18 protein-coding genes are annotated in these 20,365 nt (G+C 68.3%); 9 read left to right on the forward strand and 9 right to left on the reverse strand.

Annotated features, from left to right (window positions below):
- Positions 1–126: 126 nt before the first annotated feature.
- A complete protein-coding gene (locus G328_RS15450; protein ID WP_019619782.1) occupies positions 127–1,668 on the forward strand; it encodes an alanine/glycine:cation symporter family protein in 1,542 nt (513 codons plus the stop codon).
- A 21-nt stretch (positions 1,669–1,689) separates the two neighbouring features.
- The gene (locus G328_RS0112960) at positions 1,690–3,060 is read left to right on the forward strand and encodes an MFS transporter (RefSeq protein WP_019619783.1); all 1,371 of its coding nucleotides are present in this window, start codon (positions 1,690–1,692) and stop codon (positions 3,058–3,060) included.
- 72 nt (positions 3,061–3,132) lie between these two features.
- Here the strand turns inward: G328_RS0112960 and G328_RS0112965 are convergent, their stop codons facing one another.
- The 5 genes from G328_RS0112965 to G328_RS0112985 all read right to left on the reverse strand — a co-directional run bounded on the left by G328_RS0112965 (position 3,133) and on the right by G328_RS0112985 (position 9,892).
- Positions 3,133–4,101, reverse strand: a complete 969-nt coding sequence (locus G328_RS0112965; RefSeq protein WP_019619784.1) for an ornithine cyclodeaminase family protein — start codon at positions 4,099–4,101, stop codon at positions 3,133–3,135.
- 105 nt (positions 4,102–4,206) lie between these two features.
- Complete coding sequence (locus G328_RS0112970; protein ID WP_019619785.1) at positions 4,207–5,112, reverse strand: dihydrodipicolinate synthase family protein; 906 nt, start codon at positions 5,110–5,112, stop codon at positions 4,207–4,209.
- Between the two features lie 241 nt (positions 5,113–5,353).
- Positions 5,354–7,447, reverse strand: coding sequence for an ABC transporter ATP-binding protein (locus G328_RS0112975; protein ID WP_019619786.1), 2,094 nt, complete (start codon positions 7,445–7,447; stop codon positions 5,354–5,356).
- A complete protein-coding gene (locus G328_RS0112980) occupies positions 7,444–9,177 on the reverse strand; it encodes an ABC transporter ATP-binding protein (RefSeq protein WP_019619787.1) in 1,734 nt (577 codons plus the stop codon). The genes G328_RS0112975 and G328_RS0112980 overlap by 4 nt, the downstream gene beginning before the upstream one ends.
- A gap of 142 nt (positions 9,178–9,319) precedes the next feature.
- Positions 9,320–9,892 (reverse strand): mycothiol transferase, encoded by a 573-nt coding sequence (locus G328_RS0112985; protein WP_019619788.1) that lies wholly within the window; start codon positions 9,890–9,892, stop codon positions 9,320–9,322.
- 84 nt (positions 9,893–9,976) lie between these two features.
- Here G328_RS0112985 and G328_RS0112990 point away from each other — a divergent pair, with 84 nt between their 5' ends.
- The 3 genes from G328_RS0112990 (at position 9,977) to G328_RS0113000 (ending at position 13,335) form a co-directional block, all read left to right on the forward strand.
- Positions 9,977–10,948, forward strand: coding sequence for a helix-turn-helix transcriptional regulator (locus G328_RS0112990; RefSeq protein ID WP_019619789.1), 972 nt, complete (start codon positions 9,977–9,979; stop codon positions 10,946–10,948).
- Between the two features lie 78 nt (positions 10,949–11,026).
- A complete protein-coding gene (locus G328_RS0112995) occupies positions 11,027–12,808 on the forward strand; it encodes an acetyl/propionyl/methylcrotonyl-CoA carboxylase subunit alpha (protein WP_019619790.1) in 1,782 nt (593 codons plus the stop codon).
- Between the two features lie 125 nt (positions 12,809–12,933).
- Positions 12,934–13,335 (forward strand): hypothetical protein, encoded by a 402-nt coding sequence (locus tag G328_RS0113000; RefSeq protein WP_019619791.1) that lies wholly within the window; start codon positions 12,934–12,936, stop codon positions 13,333–13,335.
- Between the two features lie 81 nt (positions 13,336–13,416).
- Here the strand turns inward: G328_RS0113000 and G328_RS0113005 are convergent, their stop codons facing one another.
- From G328_RS0113005 to G328_RS0113020, 4 genes are all read right to left on the reverse strand, one after another.
- Positions 13,417–14,112, reverse strand: a complete 696-nt coding sequence (locus G328_RS0113005; protein WP_019619792.1) for a GntR family transcriptional regulator — start codon at positions 14,110–14,112, stop codon at positions 13,417–13,419.
- Positions 14,113–14,188: 76 nt separating this feature from the next.
- Positions 14,189–14,818, reverse strand: a complete 630-nt coding sequence (locus G328_RS0113010) for a DAK2 domain-containing protein (RefSeq protein WP_019619793.1) — start codon at positions 14,816–14,818, stop codon at positions 14,189–14,191.
- Positions 14,815–15,813 carry a dihydroxyacetone kinase subunit DhaK gene (locus G328_RS0113015; protein WP_019619794.1) on the reverse strand — a complete coding sequence of 333 codons (999 nt, stop codon included), beginning with the start codon at positions 15,811–15,813 and terminating at the stop codon, positions 14,815–14,817. Before G328_RS0113015 ends, G328_RS0113010 begins: the two co-directional genes overlap by 4 nt.
- Entirely contained in the window at positions 15,810–17,153 is a 1,344-nt protein-coding gene (locus G328_RS0113020) for an MFS transporter (RefSeq protein ID WP_051082921.1), read from the reverse strand. Before G328_RS0113020 ends, G328_RS0113015 begins: the two co-directional genes overlap by 4 nt.
- 140 nt (positions 17,154–17,293) lie before the next feature.
- Between G328_RS0113020 and G328_RS0113025 the strand changes: the two genes are divergently transcribed.
- The 4 genes from G328_RS0113025 (at position 17,294) to G328_RS0113045 (ending at position 20,270) form a co-directional block, all read left to right on the forward strand.
- A complete protein-coding gene (locus G328_RS0113025) occupies positions 17,294–18,199 on the forward strand; it encodes a dihydrodipicolinate synthase family protein (RefSeq protein ID WP_019619796.1) in 906 nt (301 codons plus the stop codon).
- A 145-nt stretch (positions 18,200–18,344) separates the two neighbouring features.
- Positions 18,345–18,746, forward strand: a complete 402-nt coding sequence (locus tag G328_RS15455) for a GntR family transcriptional regulator (RefSeq protein WP_019619797.1) — start codon at positions 18,345–18,347, stop codon at positions 18,744–18,746.
- Between the two features lies 1 nt (position 18,747).
- Positions 18,748–19,449: an ABC transporter ATP-binding protein gene (locus G328_RS0113040; RefSeq protein WP_019619798.1), complete on the forward strand. Its 702-nt coding sequence runs from the start codon at positions 18,748–18,750 to the stop codon at positions 19,447–19,449.
- Positions 19,446–20,270: a hypothetical protein gene (locus G328_RS0113045; RefSeq protein ID WP_019619799.1), complete on the forward strand. Its 825-nt coding sequence runs from the start codon at positions 19,446–19,448 to the stop codon at positions 20,268–20,270. Before G328_RS0113040 ends, G328_RS0113045 begins: the two co-directional genes overlap by 4 nt.
- Positions 20,271–20,365 lie beyond the last annotated feature (95 nt).

Here is a 20,365-nt window from a genome sequence, read left to right on the forward strand (position 1 = left end):
TGATTGGGCCTCGACAAACGGCCCGACGCTTGTAATATGTCACATATTAACGAACCGTGTCACTGATCGGCGGCCCATCCGCCACCCCTCCCTCCTGTACACACCACGACGACGTGAAGGACACTCATGGACGGACTCAACGGATTTTTCGACTCCCTCACCGGGGTACTGCAAACCATCGGCAATATCGGCTGGGAGTGGCTCGCCTACCTCGCCCTCGCGCTCGGCCTGCTGTTCACGATCGTGTTCAAGTTCACGCAGGTGCGCCGATTCCCCGAGATGATTCGGCTCATCTCGGGCCGCGGCAACGCCGAGAAAGACGCCGAGGGAATCTCGTCGTTCCAGGCACTCGCGATGACGCTCGCGAGCCGCGTCGGCGTCGGCGCGATCGCGGGTGTCGCCACCGCAATCGCCGCGGGTGGCCCCGGCGCGATCTTCTGGATGGCCGTGACCGGCCTCCTCGGGTCGGCGAGCTCGTACGCCGAGTCGACGCTCGCCCAGGTCTACAAGCGCCGCATTGACGGCGAGCACCGCGGCGGCATTCCGTATTACATCTACCACGGCCTCAAGCTCCGCTGGCTCGCGGTCGTGGCCGCGCTCGTCGCCTTCCTCGCCTATGGCTTCCTCGTGCCGGGCATCCAGTCGAACAACATCTCCTCGAGCGTCGAGTACGCGTTCGGCCTCGACCCGTGGATCACCGCGACCATCGTCACCGCGCTCCTCGGGCTCGTCATCATCGGCGGCACGAAGCGCATCGTGAACGTCGCGCAGCTCATCGTGCCGTTCATGGCCGTCGGCTACATCATCATCGCGCTCGTCGTGATCTTCTGGAACTTCGAGTCGATCCCCGAGACCATCGGCGTGATCTTCTCGAGCGCGTTCGGTGCGCACGAGGTCTTCGGCGGCATTCTCGGCTTCGCGATCACATGGGGTATCCGCCGCGCGATCTTCACCTCGGTCGCCGGCGTCGGCGAGGGCACGTACGGCGCCGCCGCGGCTCGCGTCAGCCACCCGGGCAAGCAGGGCCTCGTGCAGGCCTTCTCAATCTATGTCGACGTGCTGTTCGTGTGCATGGCGACCGGTCTGCTCATCGTCGCGACCGACTCCTACAACGTCATCACGCCCATAGGCGAGATGATCCACCAGGGCAGCATCCCCGCCGACCTCGTCACGGGCGGCGCGAACGCCCAGGCCGCGATCGACACCGTGTTCCCCGGCTTCGGCTCGACCTTCGTCGCCGTCGCGATCTTCCTGTTCGCGTTCACGAGCCAGGTGGCGTTCTACTACATCGCCTCGTCGAACCTCATCTTCCTCACGAAGGAGCGCGTGAACAACGCGGCCCTGTGGGTGCTGAAGATCGGCTCGCTCGTGATCTCGTTCGTCGGCGGCGTGATCTCGGCCGACATGATGTGGGCCGCCGGCGACATCGGCTACGTCGTGCTCGGCTTCATCAACATGGTGAGCATCCTCATGCTGCTGCCCGTCGTCATCAAGGTATTCAAGGACTACGAGCGGCAGAAGAAGGCGGGCAAAGACCCGGTCTTCCACCCCGAAGACCACGGCATCACCGGCGCCGACTTCTGGCTCGCGCCGAGCTCGACGACCCCGATCCCCGTCGAGGAGCGGCGCCACCTGGAGCGCGACCTCGACAACACCGACAACCGGTAATCCCCAATGACGAGGAAACACATGTCTGCACAATCACCCGAACCGCACACGCAGTCCCCACCGAAGGGCATCGGCAAGGTGATGTCCGCCTCCGCCATCGGCCACTTCGTCGAATGGTTCGACTTCGCGGTCTATGCCTACGCGGCGCCCGTCATCGCGTCCCTATTCTTCCCCGACTTCGACCCGGCCTCGGCGCTCCTGTCGACGTTCGCCGTCTACTCGGTCGGCTTCATCGCCCGTCCCGTTGGCGCGTTCCTCATCGGCGCCCTCGGCGACCGGTTCGGCCGCAAGCGCGTCCTCGCGGGAGTGATCCTGCTCATGGGCGTGAGCACGACACTCATCGGACTCCTGCCCACGTACGCCGCGATCGGCGTCCTGGCGCCCATCCTGCTCATCGTGCTGCGGATGCTCCAGGGTCTGTCGGCCGCGGGCGAGACGATCGGCTCAAACTCGTTCGTCGCCGAGCACTCCCCCATTGCGACCCGAGGCCGCAACGTCGGCTTCGTCTACACCGCCTCAAACCTCCCGCCCGTGCTCGCGGCGTTGCTCGTGCTCTGGCTCACCGCCGTGCTCGCGCCCGAGGTGTACCACGAGTGGGGCTGGCGCATCCCGTTCCTGCTCGGCGCTCCCCTCGCGGTCGTCGGCCTCTACATCCGCACGCGCGTCGACGAGTCACCCGCGTACGTCGAGATGCGCAAGTCGAAGCAGGTCGAGTCGGCCCCGATTCGCACCGTGTTCGCGACCCACTGGCGCTCGATGCTCGTCGTCTTCTCGATGTCGGCCGTCGCGAGCCTCGGCTACTACTCGCTGACGGGCTACTTCTACTCGTACATGACCGTGACGATCGGGCTCTCGCCGAACGACGCCCTCATCTCGAACAGCATCGCGCTGCTCATCACGTTCTTCATGGTGCCGGTGTCGGCGGCGATCTCTGACCGCATTGGCCGACGGAAGATGCTCCTCATCGCCATCGCGTTCAGCGCCATCGTGTCGCTGCCCGCCTACTTCCTCGTCGGCACGGGCACGCTCACCGCGGCGATCATCGCCCAGGGCCTGCTCGGGCTCGCGCTCGGGCTCGTGTTCGGCCCCGCCGGCCCGGCGTACGTCGAGATGTTCCCGGCCCGGGTGCGCTACACCGGCGCATCCATCAGCTACAACCTCGCGTTCACGATCTTCGGCGGCACCGCCCCACTGCTCGCGACGGCCCTCATCAACCTCACTGGGTCGAACGTGTCGCCCGCGTGGTACATCGTGGGCGTCTCGGTACTCGCGCTCGTCGTGCTGTTCGCGATGATGCCCGAGACGAAGGATCGCTCGATGCAACACCACGCCGAACCGCAGGACGTGGAAGAGGTCGGTGCTGAGAAGACCGACGCCGTCACCGGCGCCTAACGGCTCGACACAGCGAAGCGGCCGCCTGCGAGAAATCGCAGGCGGCCGCTTCGCTGTCTCTGTTGCTGCCGGCTACTTGGCGTCGCCGACGACCTGCCCGTAGACGATGCCCGCGAGCACGAGGTCCTCCCACGACATCCCGACGCCCGTGTAGAGCGCAGGATTGCCGGGCGCGCGCGTGAACTCGCCGCGCACCGCTTCGCGCAGGTTTGCGGGCTGCCGCTCCTGCCACTCCTCGAGCGAACGGGCCGGAATGATGTTGCCGCCCTCGCGGAACATGCCCGTGCGGCTCTCGAGTACGACGTCGGAGCGCAGCACGAGCTCGGCATCGACCTCTCGAGCGTCGAGCCCGTGCTGGCCGACCGAGGCAACGATCGCGCCCGGTCGCACCCAGCCACCCTCGAACAGCGGCGTCGTCGAGCTCGTAACCGTGACGATGATGTCGGCCGCGTGCACGGCGGCCTCGACCTCGCCGGTCGCGTCGGCGACCTCAATGCCGTCGGCGGCGAGCGTCTCGATGAGCGCCTGGATGCGCTCGGGGCGCCGACCGACCACGCGGAACCGAGCGTTCGGCCACGCCCAGCGCACGGCGCGGATGTGGTTGAGCCCCTGGATGCCCGCGCCGAACACGAGCACCTCGGGCGCCTCGGGCAGCTCGTCGCCGGCCGGTGCGGCCGCCGCGAGCGCGCGCAGGCCGGTCAGCGTGATCGCGGGCGTGCGCACCGCGGTGACCTCGATGCCATCCATGACGCACAACGGCGCCGACGTGTCGCTGTCAAACAGCAGGTACGTGCCCTGAATCTTCTCGAGCCCTCGCTCGGGGTTCTCGGGCGAGATCGTGAGCACCTTCACGCCCATAACCTCGGGTGCCTTCGCCGGCATGATCAGGAACTCGCCGTTCGGGGTCGGGGCGAACAGGCGGGGGCCATCGCCCTCGGGGTCGACCCCGGCGCGCAGCGCCGCCTCAATACCCTCGATCGCGGTGTGCCAGGGCAGTGCGGCACGCACGTCCTCGGCGGAAATGTACGGCAACGTGGCCAATGCAATTCTCCTTGTGGTGGGGATGCGGATTGGTCGCGGATACGCGGAAGCGGGGTGCGCCAACCCGTCCAGGTTGGCACACCCCGCAGCGCGATCGCGCAAGTCTTACTTGTAGCCCTTGGCCAGCACGGCCTCGGTGTCGGCGATGATCTTCGCGCGAACGTCGTCGGCGAGCGGCAGGCGCGGCGGACGCGACGGGCCACCGTAGCGACCGACAACATCCATCGAGAGCTTGATCGACTCGACAAACTCGGTCTTCGTGTCCCAGCGCAGCAGCGGGTGCAGGTCGACGTACATCTCGCGGGCCTTCGCCCAGTCTTCGGCGCGGCCCGAGGTCGACAGGCGGTACAGCTCGACCGTGCTCTGCGGAATCGCGTTCGGGTAGCCGGCGACCCAGCCGACGGCGCCGGCGATACCGACCTCGAGCACCGAGTCGTCGGTGCCGATGAGGATGTCCATCTCGGGCGCGAGTTCCTTGATCTCGTACGAGCGGCGGGCGTCGCCGGTGAACTCCTTGATACCGACGATGAAGCCGGCCTCGTGGAGGCGGGCGACGAGCGCGGGCTTGAGGTCGACCTTCGTGTCTTGCGGGTTGTTGTACGCGACGACGGGGAGACCGGCCTTCGCGACCTCTTCGTAGTGCGCGAAGACCTGCTCGTCGTTAGCCTTGTACGTGTTCGGCGGCAGCTGCATGACGGCCTGGGCGCCGGCCTCGGCGGCCTGGTCGGCCCAGCGGCGGCTTTCGAGCGCGCCGTAGGCGCCGGTGCCGGCCATGACGACGAAGCCCTCGGGCGCCGCGTCAACGGCGACCTCGATGACCTTCGCCCGCTCCTCGGGGGTGAGGTTCTGGTACTCGCCGAGCGAGCCGTTCGGCGCGATGCCGTCGCAGCCGTTCTCTGCGAGGAAGTGCACGTGCTCCGCGAACTTGTCGTAGTTCACCGAGAGGTCATCGTTGAAGGGGAGGGCCGAGGCGACCAGGACGCCGTGCCACGGCTTCTTGTCGATTGCCATGTTGAGTTCCTTTCCGAGCGCCGTCGCAGGCGAGGGGCATCGCTGCTTAGTAATATATTACGGCTCTACTGGGTAATATATTACATGGGTTTCGCGGAAGCGCCAGTGGGGAATCTCGGCGCGGTGCCGACGGCGCCGCTCCCCCGGATTACCGGGCGGAAACGGCCGACGGGCCGCCCCGCCGAAGCGGTGCGGCCCGTCGTTCGAACCCGTCGTTCGAACCGGTTGAGCGCGGCCCGGGCTACTCGCCCGATCCCGAGCCCGAACCTTCGCCGGCGACCGGAATCGCGCCGGTCGCGGCGGCGGCGTGCTCGGCGCTGCCGTCGCCGAGGTCGGCGTCGAGGTCGGTCGCCGCGCCCGAGAACTGCGACTGGTAGAGGCGCCAGTACGCACCCTGCTGCGCGAGCAGCGAGTCGTGGTCGCCCTGTTCGACGATTGAGCCCTGCTCCATCACGAGGATGAGGTCGGCGTCGCGAATCGTCGAGAGGCGGTGGGCAATCACGAAGCTCGTGCGGCCCTCGCGCAGGGCGTTCATCGCGTGCTGCAGGAGCAGCTCGGTGCGGGTGTCGACCGAGCTCGTCGCCTCGTCGAGGATGAGCACGGCCGGGTTCGCCACGAACGCGCGGGCGATCGTGATGAGCTGCTTTTCACCGGCCGAGACGTTCGACGCGTCCTCGTCGAGCACGGTGTCGTACCCGTCGGGCAGCGACTGCACAAAGCGGTCGACGTAGGTCGCCCGCGCCGCCTCCTTGAGCTGCTCATCCGTCGCGTCGTTGTTGCCGTAGCGGATGTTCTCGAGGATCGTGCCCTGGAACAGCCACGGGTCCTGCAGCACCATGCCCGTGCGAGCGCGCACGTCGTGGCGGCGCAGGTCGCCCGTCGTCTGCCCGTCGAGCAGGATGCGCCCCGAGTCGACGTCGTAGAACCGCATGACGAGGTTCACGAGCGTCGTCTTCCCGGCGCCGGTGGGCCCGACGATGGCGACCGTCTGCCCCGGGTTCACGGTGAAGCTCAGGTCTTGGATCAGCGGGCGCCAGTCGGGCGACTCGTGGTCGCGCTCGTACGAGAAGGCAACGTGATCGAACTCGATGCGGCCGGGGCCGGGCTCGAGCTCGGGCGCGTTCGGGTCGTCGGGCGTCTCGTCGTCGGCGTCGAGCAGTTCGAAGACGCGCTCGGCCGACGCGGTCGCCGACTGGATGACCGGCGCCATCTGCCCGAGTTGCCCCATCTGCCCCGAGAACTGCTGCGAGTACTGCAGGAACGCCTGCACGTCACCGAGGCGCAGCGTGCCGCTCGCGATCTGCAGACCACCGACGACGGCGATGCCGACGGTCGAGATGGTGCCCGCGAACTGCATGAGCGGCATCATGAGGCCGCTGAGGAACTGCGCCTTGAACGAGGCCTCGAAGAGCTCGCCGTTCTCGTCGCGGAACTTCTCGCGCGACTCCTGCTCGCGGCCGAAGACGCGCACGAGCGCGTGGCCCGAGAACGACTCTTCGACGCGGGCGTTGAGCTTGCCGGTCGACTTCCACTGCCCCTGGAACGCCTTCTGCGACTTCGGGCCGATGATCGCGATGATCACGCCGGTGATCGGCAGGGTCACGAGCGCGATGAGCGCGAGAGTCCACGAGATCGAGAACATGACGATGAGCAGGCCGAGCACCATGAGCACGCTGTTGATGACGTAGATGAGCGACTGCTGCAGCGCGTTCGTGAGGTTGTCGACGTCGTTCGTGACGCGGCTCAGCATCTCGCCGCGCTTCGTGCGGTCGAAGTAGCTGAGCGGCAGGCTGTGGATCTTCTCTTCGACGCTGCGGCGCAGCCCGTGCATCGCCTTGATGACGATGCCGTTGAGCATGTAGCCGACCCAGTAGTCGAGCAGCGTCGCGACGAGGTAGATCGCGACGACCATGAGCAGGGTGCGCGAGAGCGCCTCGAAGTCGATGCCGGCGCCCGGCACGAGGTCCATCGCCCCGACCATCTCGGCGAAGTTCGTCTCGCCCGCGGCCTCGAGCTGCGCGACCATCTGTTCCTTCGTGACGCCGGCCGGCATCTGCGACGAGAACACGCCCTCGAAGATGAGGTTCGTCGCGTCACCGAGCAGTCGCGGGCCCCACAGGGTGAGCAGCACCCAGCAGACGCCGAGCACGGTCGCGAACGCGAACTTCAGCTTCCACGGGGCGAGGAGCCCGATGAGCAGCTTGAAGCTCGGGCCGAAGTTCTTCGCGGGGCGCGAGTCGGCGCCCATTCCGCTCCAGTCACCGCCGGAGGCCGCGGCGTTGGCGGCCTCTTCGTCAAACTCCAGGGTTTCGCGGATGTCCTGTGCGTTACTCATCGATTCGCCTCCGCGCCGAGCTGCGACTCGACAATCTCCTGGTACGTGGTGTTGCTCGCGAGCAGCGTTTCGTGGGTGCCGTCACCGACGATCGAGCCGCCGTCGAGCACGATGATGCGGTCGGCATCGGTGATGGTCGACACGCGCTGGGCGACGACGAGCTTCGTCGTCTCGGGCAGTTCCTGCCAGAGCGCCTCGCGCAGCCGCGCGTCGGTCGTGAGGTCGAGCGCCGAAAAAGAGTCATCGAACACGAGCAGCTTCGGCTTGCGAATCACCGCGCGGGCGATCGACAGGCGCTGGCGCTGCCCGCCCGACACGTTCGTGCCGCCCTGCGCGATCGGCGCGTCGAGCTCACCCGGCATTTCACCGACGAAGTCGTCGGCCTGCGCGACGCGCAGCGCCCACCACATGTCCTCGTCGGTCGCTCCCTCGAGCCCCACCTCGAGGTTCGAGCGCACGGTGCCCGAGAACAGGTACGGCCGCTGCGGCACGTACCCCATCGAGCCCCACAGCAGCTCCGCGTCCGATTCCCGCACCGGCACGCCGCCGACGCGAACCTCGCCCGAGGTCGCGTCGAACAGCCGCGGCACGAGGTTCGCGAGCGTCGATTTGCCGGCGCCCGTCGAGCCGATAACCGCAACGGTCTGGCCTGGCTCGGCGGTGAACGTGATGTCGTTGAGAACGGGCTTGTCGGCGCCCGGATACGCGAACGTCACGTGGTCGAACTCGACGCGGCCCGGCGTCGGCTGCTGCTTCACGCCGTCGGCGGGGAAGGTGAGGGTCGAGTCGGTCGCGAGCACCTCGCCGATGCGGGTGGCACAGACCGAGGCGCGCGGGATCATCGTCGTCATGAAGCTCACCATGATGACGCCCATGAGGATCTGCATCGTGTACGAGATGTAGGCGATGAGCGAGCCGATCTCGACCGTGCCCTGCTCGACGAGGTGCGCGCCGAACCAGACGACGGCGGCCGAGGTGAGCTGCATGATGAGCATCGCGACCGGGAACACGATGACGAAGAGGTTGCCGACGCGGCGGCCGACGTCGGCGAGGGTGTCGTTCGCCTTCGCGAACCGGTCGCGCTCGATGTCTTCGCGCACGAAGGCCCGCACGACACGGATGCCCGAGAGCTGCTCGCGAAGAATACGGTTGATGCCGTCGAGGCGGTCTTGCCACTGGCCAAACAGCGGGATCATGCGGCCGACGATGACGCCCATGAGCACGAGCAGCACGGGCACCGCGACGCCGATGACCCACGAAAGCTCGATCGCCTGGCGCATCGCCATGACGATGCCACCGATCGCGAGCATCGGCGCCGACACCATGACGAGCGCGCCCATGAATACGAGCATCTGCACCTGCTGCACGTCGTTCGTGCTGCGGGTGATGAGCGAGCCGGCCCCGAAGTCCGAGACTTCCTTCTCAGAGAAGCTCGCGACCCGGTCGAAGACGTCGCGGCGCAGGTCGCGGCCGACCGACATCGCGGCGCGGGCCGAGCAGTACGTGGCGATGAGGATGCACACGAGCTGCCCGATCGCGACGAGCAGCATGACGCCGCCCGTGCGCCAGATATAGGGGACGTCACCGGTGGCGACGCCGTTGTTGATGATGTCGGCGTTGAGCGTCGGAATCGCGAGCATCGCGAATGCCTGCAGCAGCTGGAACACCAGCACACCGAGAACGAGCGGCAAGTGCGGGCGAAGGTATTTGCCGAGCAACTTGAGCAACATGAATTACCGCCTTGTGGGCTGTGCCATCGTGAAGGGAGAAATGTCGCCGGGCACAATCCTTGTGCGTAACCCGGCGTAGAAAAACGGGTTCTATCCTTGCAGACTCGGGCGATCTTCGGGTATGGGATTCACTGAGGGCGCACTAACTTTGCGCCGCCGCGAGCTCCGTGTCGAACCGGTCGTTGAGGTCGTACGCGACGGCGCCGTCGAGGTGCTCACGAATCAGGTCGGCGTGACCCGCGTGGCGCGCCGCCTCCTCGATGAGGTGCAGCACCGCCCACCGGTTGTTCCAGCGCTTCGCCGACGCGAACCACGGGGCCTCGGGCACGGGCATCTCGGTGTCGAGATCGATGCCCTCGATGAGCCGCTCGGCCCGCTCGGCGGTCGCGACGAGCTCGGCGGCGAGCGCCTCGGCCGTGTCGTCGGCGCGAATCGCGTCGGGCGTGATGAGCCCGAGCGCGAGGTTCTCCTCGTCGGAGATCTCTGGCATGACGGGGCACTCGGGTGCGGCCTCGAGCCCGAGAAGGATGTTGTCGAACATCTTCAGGCAGTGCCGTGCGAGCGCGCCGAGCGACATCGCGCTCGCCGAGGGGGTCGCGCGCAGCTGGTCGTCGGTGAGCCCGCCGAGCGTCGTCGCGACCTGCAGGATGTTGTGCGCGGCAAAGGCCGCGAGGCCGTCGTTCTCGGTCGTGATGTCTCGGGTGATGAATGGCATGGTCGCGTTCCCTTCATGGTGATGGAACGAACGTATCCACGTTTGCGGACACATCTTGTCCGCAAAGTGCGGGAGACTTGCCGCATGCCCGATGTCACCGCCCGCACCCTGCGACTGCTCGATCTACTGCAGTCGCGCACGGTGTGGTCGGGTGCCGATCTCGCGGCCGAACTCGAGGTGACCGAGCGCTCCGTGCGGCGCGACATCGATCGCCTGCGCGAGCTCGGGTATCCTGTGCTCTCGAGCGCCGGCCACGGCGGCGGCTACCAGCTCGGCCCCGGCCGCAAGCTCCCGCCGCTGCTGCTCGACGCGCACGAGGGCGTCGCCGTCGCCGTCTCGCTGCAACTCGCGGCGCAGGCCGGTATCGACGGCCTCGGCGAAGACGCCGTGCGCGCCCTCACGAAGCTCGACCAGGTGCTGCCGCCGAGGCTCCGCAGCGAGGTCGCGGCACTCTCCGAATCGATCGACGTGAGCCCCACCCGCGCGTATCCCGTCGACGCCGACGTGCTCCGGTCGCTCGCCCGAGCCGTGCGCGACGGGCTGCGCGTCGAGTTCGGCTACACGACGCACGAGGGCCGCGGCGGGATACGCCGGGTCGAGCCGTATCGCGTGCTCGCGGTCGAGCGGCGCTGGTATCTCCACGCGTTCGACCTCGATCGCGACGACTGGCGCACGTTCCGCCTCGACCGCATCACGGAGGTCACCCCGTCGACCCTCCGCTTCACGCCCCGCGAGGCGCCCGATTCACTCGAGGCCGCGCGGCGGGCGCGTGGCTACTCGCCGGGGCCCGAGGTGCGCATCCGGTTCGCCGCCGAGCCCGAGCGCCTGCGCGAGTGGGTGCCGCCCGGCAACGGCACGATCGAGCCCGACGGCGACGGCGCCTGCGTGCTCGTCACCCGCGGCGATCTCGGCTGGATCGCGGCGCTCACCGCGCTCGCGCCGTTCGACGCGACGCCGCTCGCGCCGCCCGAGCTTGCCGACGCGATGCGCGACCTCGCGAGCCGGCTCACTGCCGCGGCCGACCGTGGCGACGACGCCGAGCCCGGGCGTTCGTGATTTCCGCAACGGTTTCGGGCGAAACACTGTCGGGAAGTTCCAACGAAGCGGGCCCAATTGCTCATAGGGTAGGGAACTATGCCTCGTATTGAGAAACTTCTCGTCGCCAATCGCGGCGAAATCGCCGTTCGCATCATCCGCGCGGCGGCCGACGCCGGTATCCCCTCGGTTGCGGTGTATGCCGACCAGGATCGCGACGCTCCCCACGCCCGACTCGCCGACGAGGCCTACGCGCTGCGCGGCGCCACGAGCGCCGACACCTACCTCGTCATCGAGAAGCTGCTGTCGGTCGCGCGCCGCTCGGGCGCGAACGCCGTGCACCCGGGGTACGGATTCCTCTCGGAGAACCCCGACTTCGCGCGCGCCGTCATCGACGCGGGCCTCATCTGGATCGGCCCGTCGCCCGAGGCAATTGAGGCGCTCGGCGACAAGGTGACGGCCCGCCACGTGGCCGAGTCGGTCGGTGCGCCGCTCGCGCCGGGCACGCTCGAGCCCGTCTCGGGTGCCGACGAGGTCATCGCCTTCGCCCGCGAGGTCGGGCTGCCCGTCGCGATCAAGGCCGCGTACGGCGGCGGCGGCCGCGGCCTGAAGATCGTGCGCGACGAGGCCGAGATCACCGACGCCTTCGACTCCGCCACGCGCGAGGCGGTCGCGGCGTTCGGCCGCGGCGAGTGCTTCGTCGAAAAGTTCCTCGACCGCCCGCGCCACGTCGAGACGCAGTGCCTCGCGGATGCGCACGGCAACGTCGTCGTCGTGTCGACCCGCGACTGCTCGCTGCAGCGCCGCAACCAGAAGCTCGTCGAGGAGGCCCCCGCGCCGTTCCTCACCGATGCGCAGCGCGAGCAGATGTACTCGGCGTCGAAGGCGATCCTGAAGCACGTCGGTTACCAGGGCGCCGGCACCTGCGAGTTCCTGCTCGCGAACGACGGCACCGTCGCGTTCCTCGAGGTGAACACCCGCCTGCAGGTCGAGCACCCCGTGTCCGAGGAGGTCACAGGCATCGACCTCGTGCGCGAGCAGTTCCGCATCGCCGAGGGCGAGGAGCTCGGCTACGACGACCCGGCCTCGACGGCCCACTCGTTCGAGTTCCGCATCAATGGCGAAGACCCGGGTCGCGGCTTCCTCCCCGCGCCCGGCAAGATCACCACGTACGAGGCGCCCACCGGCCCCGGCGTGCGCGTCGACTCGGGTGTGCGCCAGGGCGACACCGTCTCGGGCGCGTTCGACTCGCTCGTCGCGAAGCTCATCGTCACGGGCGCGACCCGCGAGGAGGCGCTCGAGCGCAGCCGCCGCGCGCTCGACGAGTTCGTCGTCACCGGCATGCCGACGGTCATGCCGTTCCACCGCGATGTCGTGCGCCAGCCGGCCTTCACGGCCGAAGACGGCGAGTTCGGCGTCTTCACGACGTGGATCGAGACCGCGTACGACAACCAGTTCGAGCCGTGGGATGGCGAGGCCGAGGAGCTCTACCACCCGGGCGAGCGGCGCGAGGTCGTCGTCGAGGTGAACGACAAGCGCATCGAGGTCTCGCTGCCCGAGCGGCTCGTGATCTCGGCCGGTATCGAGCACGGCGGCGTCGGCCGCAACATGGCGGGCGCTCCCCCGCGCCGCCGCTCGCGCGCCGCGGTCGACACGACCTCGGGCAACGACGTCACCTCGCCCATGCAGGCGACGATCGTGAAGTTCGCGGTCGACGAGGGCCAGCGCGTCGTGAAGGGCGACCTGCTCGTCGTGCTCGAGGCCATGAAGATGGAGCAGCCGATTTCAGCGAGCCGAGACGGCGTCGTGCGCGGCATCGCGGGCGAGCCGGGCCAGACCATCTCGGCCGGCACGAAGCTGCTCGCGGTCGAAGACGAGTAGCGAGGGGCGCATCCACACCCACCCAGGGCGGATGCAAAGACTCCGCATCGCGGGCGCATAGCTCGCCTCACTTCACTCGGGGATGTGCCAACCGGCACATCCCCGAGTTTCGTGAGGAGCACACCATGTCCGCAGAACACGCCATTTCTGGAGCCGCCACCGCAACGCCCGCCCCGCAGCGTCGCCGTCGGCGGCGTCGCGCGGGCATCGCCACCGTCGCCACCGCGGCCGCGGGCATCGCGGTCGTCGGCGTCGCGAGCCCGGCCTTCGCGATCGACTCCGTCGACGCCTCGCTGACGACGTCGAGTGCGTCGTCAACGACGCAGGTCGCGTCGACCGCGGCGACGGCGGCGCTCGACGCTGTGTCGACGAGCTCGGTCGACGTGTCGCTCATCGGGCTGCTGAACGAGGAGCAGCGCGCGGAGTTGATGCGCGAGGCGAGCTCAATGCAGACCGATACGACAACCGCCTCACTCACCTACGACCCTGAATTCACCGACGGCCTCATCGAGGTGCTCTCGGTTTAGGTTGCGGGCACCGTGTAGGTAGCGGGCTCGGCGTCAAGACGCTGGCTCACCAGCGCGGCCGAACTCGCGACACCGACGCGACTATTCGTATCCGAGCTCGCGGAGGTCGGCTGCGGTCCACTCCTCGACCTCGTCGAGGTGCACGGCCGCCGCGGCCGCCGCCGCGTCGGCGTCGCGCTTCGCCATGGCGTCGAGAATCTCCATGTGTCGGCGCGACGACCCGAGCACGCGCTCGGGCCCGGTGGCGCCGATGAACTGCAGCCAGTCGATGAATGGCTGCACCGACGACCGCACCTGCAGCAGCCGGGAGTTGCTGCTCGCCCGCACGATCTCGGTGTGGATGTTCGTATCGCTCTTGAAGAACGGCTGGAAGTCGCCCTCGCGAGCCGCGCGCTCGGCGTTCACGGCCTCGATGCGCAGTGCCTCAACGGCCTCGATCGGCATCGTCGCCGCCGCGATGCCCGTCGCGACCCACTCGATGCCCTTGCGCAGTTGGCAAACCTCGTGCACATCCTGAATCGTCATCGTCGTCACGAACGTGCCGGAGCGCGGGCGGGTCTCGACGAGGCGGTCGGCCTCGAGCTCGAACACGGCGTCGCGCACGGGCGTCTTCGACACCGCGAACTCCTCGGCGATCGCCTGAATGTCGAGCCGCTGCCCCGGCAGATACTCGCCGGTGACGATGCGGTGGCACAGGATGTCGTGCAGCTGATCGGCGATCGAGCTCGAGAGCAGCTGGGGCCCCGGCGCCACCGACCGCAGCGGTTCACCCGACATCGTGCACCGCCTTCCGAAACCTCGTGATCGTCATGGGCGAACGCCCGCCCTGCCAGATGAAGTCATAGTAATCGGCTCATTCCGCGAGCTGCAGTTGCGCGGGGAGGAACTCGCGCACCGGCGTGCGGGTCGCCCCGGGCTCGACCGACGCGATCGCCCAGAGCAGCACCGCGACACCGACGCAGCCGGGGTCGGGAACGCCGAGCGCGCGGTCGCCGACATAGCTGCTGCGACCCCGGCGGGCCCGCATCGTTGCCGTCGCCACCGCCGCGTCGGCGGCGGCCTTCGCGGCCTGACCAGCCGACTCCCCCGCCTCGAGTGCGCGCACCGCCGGCACGAGCGCGTCGACGAGCGTGCGGTCGCCGGGCTCCGCCTCACCGACGCGCTGAATCGCCTCGGTGCCGCGCGCGAGCCCGATCCGCAGCCAGTCACGCTCGCCGGATTCCTGGCACGACGCGATCGCCTGCAACAGCAGTCCGAACAGCGGGCCGCTCGTGCCTCCGACGTCATCGAGGAACACGTCGGCGGCGACGCGATACTCGTCGTCGTCGGGCCGGCGCGCGAGGGTGGCCACCACGAGGTCGGCCGCACCCCGCAGGTTCTCGCCGAAGTCACCGTCGCCCGACACCTGGTCGAAGTGGGTGAGGTCGCGGAGCAGTTCGGTCGCAGCGTCGCGAAGCGCTTCGAACGCGGATGTGCTGGTCATGCGAGCCTCCAGGCGGCAGTTTCGCAGGGCGCCTGCCAACGGGCGAGTTCCTGCTGATCCATCGGGACGAGGGTGAGCGAGAAGCCGCGCATGTCGAGCGCGGGCACGAGGGTTCCCGTGACGACGTCGGCGATCTCGACGCCGCGGCGCTCGAGGCCCGCGCACGCGAGTTCGGCGATGGCCGAGAGCTCGAGGCTGGTCGCGCTGCCGAGCCCGTTGACGAGCACGACGGTGCCGACGCCCGGGTCGACGCCGCGCGTGTGCGCCTGCAGGTCGGCGAGCATCCGGTCGACGGTCTGCGCCACCCCGTCATTCGCGACGCTCGCGGCGGCGCGCTCGCCGTGGATTCCGACGCCGTACTCGAGCTCGCCCTCGGCGAGGTCGAACGCGAGCCCGCCCGCCGGGGCGGTGTGCGCGCGGCTCGCGACCGCGACGCTGCGCGCCTTCGACGCGACCTGCCGCCCCACTTCCGCGAGCGCATCCAGGCCGAGGCCCTCTTCGGCCGCCGCGCCGACCACCTTCTCGACGACGACCGTTGCAGCGGTGCCCCGTCTCCCGGTCTTCGTCTCGTCGGATTCGGTCGCGATGTCGTCGTCGACGAGCACCCGCTCGGTGCGGATGCCCTGGTCGCGCAGGCGCTCGGCGGCGATTCCGAAGTTGATGCGGTCGCCCGTGTAGTTCTTCACGATGTGGAGCACGCCCTCGTCGCGGGCGACCTCAAGGCTCGCCGCAAACACCTGGCGGTTGTGCGGCGAAGCGAAGATGCGCCCGGGAACCGCGGCGTCGAGCATCCCTCGGCCGACGAAGCCGCCGTGGAGCGGCTCGTGGCCCGAGCCGCCGCCCGACACGACCCCCACCCGCCGGGTGGCCGCGGGTTCGCGCGCCACCACGTAGCGGGGGTCTTCGTGCAGGCGCACGAGCCGGGCGTGCTCGCGCGCGAACCCGCGCAGCGCGACGAGCTCGGCATCGTCGGCGGGCAGGAAGTACTCGGTCATCGCAGTGCCTCCTGCGCCTCCGGCGCGCGGTCGGCGAGCGTGTCGGCCGAGTGGCGCACCTCGCCGGCCTTCAGTCGCGATGCCGCGAGGCTCGAGACGAGCGCGACGACGACGCAGTAGACGGCGACCCAGCCCCAGTGCCCGCCCGCGACCGCGAGCAGCGCCGCACCGATCGTCGGCGAGAGCCCGCCACCGAGCGTGGCGCCGAGCTGCTGCGTGAGCGAGAGGCCCGTGTAGCGCACATTGACCGGGTAGAGATTCGAGAAGAGCGCGCCCTGGGCCCCGTACATCGCGCCGTGGCCGATCGCGAGGCCGAGCGACATCCCGAGAATGTAGGCCCAGAGCTCGCCGGTGCCGATGAGCATGAAGAACGGCACCGCGAGCACGAGCTGGAACAGCGCGCCACCGATGTAGACCTTGCGGCGGCCGATGCGATCAGAGAGCGCGCCGAAGATCGGCAGGGTGATGCACTCGAGCAGGCAGGCGATGAGCACCGCGAGCAGCACGAGGTCGCGCGACTGGTCGAGCTGGGTCGTGACGTAACTGATCGCGACGACGTAGTAGATGTTGAAGAGGCCACTCTCAGCGAGCTTCGCGAGCACCGAGAACACGACGGTGCTCGGGTACTTCGTCAGGACCTCCTTCACCGGCAGGCTCTGCACCTCCTTGTCTTCGCGCATCTTCACGAACTCGGGGCTCTCGGTGACCTTGAGGCGGATGTACACGCCAACCGCGATCAGCAGGATGCTCGCGAGGAACGGGATGCGCCACGCCCAGTCGTCGTACGCGCCGGTGGGGAGGGTCGCGTCGAGAATCGACACGAACGCCACGGGGAGAAGCACGCCCGCCGGGGTGCCGATGTGCACGAACGACGTGTAGAAGCCCTGCCGGTGTTTCGGGCTGTATTCGAGCGCCATCAGCACGCCGCCGCCGTACTCACCGCCCATGCCGAGGCCCTGCACGAGACGGATCAATACGAGCAGAATCGGCGCCCAGATGCCGATCTGCGCGTATCCGGGGATGATGCCGATCGCGAACGTGCCGAGGCCCATCATGAGCATCGTGATGATGAGGATGTTCTTTCGGCCGAGCTTGTCGCCGAAGTGGCCGAAGATGAGGCCGCCGAGCGGCCGCGCCACGTAGCCCACGAAATACGTGGCGAACGCGGCGAGCGTGCCCACGATCGGGTCGAAGTCGGGGAAGAACACCCGGTCGAACACGAGGGCGGCGGTCGTGGCGTAGAGCGTGAAGTCGTAGTACTCAACGGTGGTTCCGAGCGCGCTCGCCGTCACCACCCGGCGCAGTGGGGTCTTGCCCGGCAGCTTCGTTGCTTGAGACATAGTGCAGTGCTTTCCTGTCGTCGCGAATCATTGTCGTCCGGTCGTCGCTTCGTTACGACCCGTGCTAACATCTGATGTATCAGACATTACATGTCATGATGTCTGAATGCAACGACGCACCACCAGAAGGGCACCGAACCATGAATGAGATCCAACTCGGCGGCATGATCTCGACCGTCGTCACCCCGTTCGACGCGAACGACGAGGTCAACTACGACCTGCTCCGCGCCGAGGTCGCCTACCTCCTCACGCAGGGCGTCACCGCGATCTGCGCCTGCGGCAGCACCGGCGAGGGCCAGACGCTCTCGATCGAAGAGAGCGAGGAAATCTGCCGGGTCGTGGTCGAGGAGGTCGCGGGCCGCGTGCCCGTTATCGGCGGCGTGATTCAGAACTCGACCGCGCAGGCGAAGCGCTACTCGCTCGCCCTAAAGCGCGCGGGCGTCGACGCGATTCAGGTCACCCCGGTGCACTACGTCTTCTCCCCTTCCCCCGAAGAGACCGCTACCCACTACCGCGAGATCGGCGAGGCGACCGACCTCCCGATCATCCTCTACAACGTCGTCCCCTGGGCCCTCGTGCCGGTCGACACGATCGAGCTCATGCGCGATGTGCCCCAGCTCGTCGCGGTGAAGCAGTCGGGTGGCGACATGCACCTCCTCGCCGACCTGCTGCACCGCGTGCGCGACCGCTACACGATTCTCGCCGCCCTTGACGACCTCCACTACCCCGCGTTCGTCATGGGCGCACACGGCGCACTCGCCGCGATCCCGACCGTCACGCCCGGCCTCAGCGTCGAGCTCTGGGATGCGGTGCAGACCGGCGACCACGCCCGGGCGCTCGAGCTCCACGAGCGCATCCTCACCGTGTGGCGCGCGATCGATGCGCCGAACCTGCCGGCGACGATCAAGGCGGCCCTCGAGCTGCAGGGTCGCGACGGCGGCCTCCCGCGGCAGCCGTTCGCGCCCGCGAGCGACGAGGAGCGTGCGCGCATCCGCGCGGCGCTCATCGACGCGAAGCTCATTGAGGCAGAGCCGCAGCTCGCCTAGGCGACGAGCCAACCCACACGACGGGGCCGGGGCGCGATCACTCTCGATCGCGCCCCGGCCCCGTCTTGCGTGCCCGATGCTGTTGACACGTCGGCCGCGCTGTGCGATTGTATTAATCACCTAATACACCAACACAAGGAGCGCGATGGAGTTCACCACCTCCTCACCGATTTGGGTGCAGCTCGTCGCCGAATTCTCCCGACGCATCGTCGTCGGGGAATGGCAGCCCGGCGCACGCATCCCCGGCGTGCGCGAGATCGCCGCCGAAGTCGGCGTCAACCCAAACACCGCCCAGCGCGCGCTCGCCGAACTCGAACGCGCCGACCTCGCCCGCTCCGAACGCACGAGCGGCCGCTTCGTCACCGACGACACCCACCGCATCGACGAGCTCCGCGCCGAGCTCGCCCGCGACGCCACCGACGCCTACATCGCCCGCGTCCGCGGGCTCGGCATGCACCAACAACAGGCAACCGACATCATCCACTCGAGATGGGACGCCCATGACCACCACAACCAGCCCCACCCAGCCCTGAACGGAGGCGAGTGACATGACCGCCACCCCGGCTATCCAAATTCGCGACCTCGAGAAGGTCTACGGCAAGCTCCCCGCGATCTCGGGCCTCAACCTCGAGCTCGCACCGGGCCGCATCGTCGGGCTCCTCGGCGAAAACGGCTGCGGCAAGACGACGCTGCTGAAGATCCTCGGCGGCCTCATCGCCGACTACCGCGGCGACGTGCGCGTCTACGGGCACGCCCCCGGCCCCGAGTCGAAGGCAATCGTCTCGTTCCTGCCCGACGCGAGCTTCCTGCCACAAGACGCCCGCGTGAGCCACTGCATCCGCCTCTACCGCGACTTCTTCGCCGACTTCGACGAACCGAAGGTGCACGACCTCCTCAGCTTCTTCGGCCTCGACGAAAACATGCGCCTCAAGGCGATGTCGAAGGGGATGCGCGAAAAGGTGCAGGTCGCGCTCACGATGTCGCGCCGCGCGAAGCTGTTCCTGCTCGACGAGCCGATCAGCGGCGTCGACCCGGCCGCCCGCGAGGTGATTCTCAACGGCATTCTGCGCAACCTCGAGGAGGACTCGATGCTGCTCATCGCGACCCACCTCGTGCACGACCTCGAACCGATTCTCGACAGCGTCGTCATGATGCGCCACGGCAACGTCGTGCTGCAGGGCGACGCCGACGACCTTCGCGAAACCCACTCCATGAGCCTCGACGCACTGTTCCGGGAGACGTACCGATGACTATCACCCTGCTCAAGCACGAATACCTCCGCACCCGCACCCTGCTCGGACTGCTGCTCGGCGGCGGGCTCCTGATCGTCGCCGTCGCGACGCTGTTCGCCCTCATGAACTGGCCCGTGCTCTCGGAGCTCGGGGTCGCACTCGGGCTCGGCATCACGTTCCTGTTCTTGCCCGTCACCCAGATCGCCCTCGCGATCGACTACTGGCGCTCGAGCTACCGACAGCTCGGCTACTTCACGCAGTCGATTCCGGTGAAGGGCAGCACGATCTTCTGGGCGAAGATGCTGTGGACCTGGCTCGCCTCGCTCGCCGCGATGGCCGTGACCGTGGTCTCCGCCGCGATCTTCTGGACCGCATTCGGCCCGATGGTGGGGCTCACCGGCAACCCGTTCACGATGCTCGGCAGCGCTCTCGACTTCGTGTCGCAGTACGCCTCGGCAGGCATGATCACCGGCCTCGCAATCGCGTTCGTGCTGCAGATGCTCGTGTGGCCCGTGCAGTACTTCTTCTGCGCATCCATCGGCAGCGAGGCACCGCTGAACCGGCTCGGCGTGGGCGGCCCGATCGTCACGCTCGTCACGTTCTACTTCGTGACGCAGATCATCACGACGCTGTTCATCATGTTGGTGCCGATCGGCCTCGGCATTGAGGGCGGCAGCCTCGCGTTTGTCGGCTTCGAGTCGAACTTCTTCGAGGCCTTCTCCGGCAACGGTAACGACGACGTCATGCCGCTCGGGTTCGTGCCCGCGCTCGCGCTCATCGCGGCCGTCTGCCTCTGGCGCACGCACTACTCCTGGAACCGCAAGGTGTCGCTCGTGTAGCGCACTCCGGCGCCGCGGCCCCCTCATCCGCCCTCGTGGCATGGATGCGGGGGCCTCGGTCGTTTTCTGCGTGCGCCGCCCGCCTCGGCCGGCCT

The organism is [Zimmermannella] faecalis ATCC 13722 (assembly GCF_000381765.1).
GTDB lineage: Bacteria > Actinomycetota > Actinomycetes > Actinomycetales > Microbacteriaceae > Gulosibacter > Gulosibacter faecalis.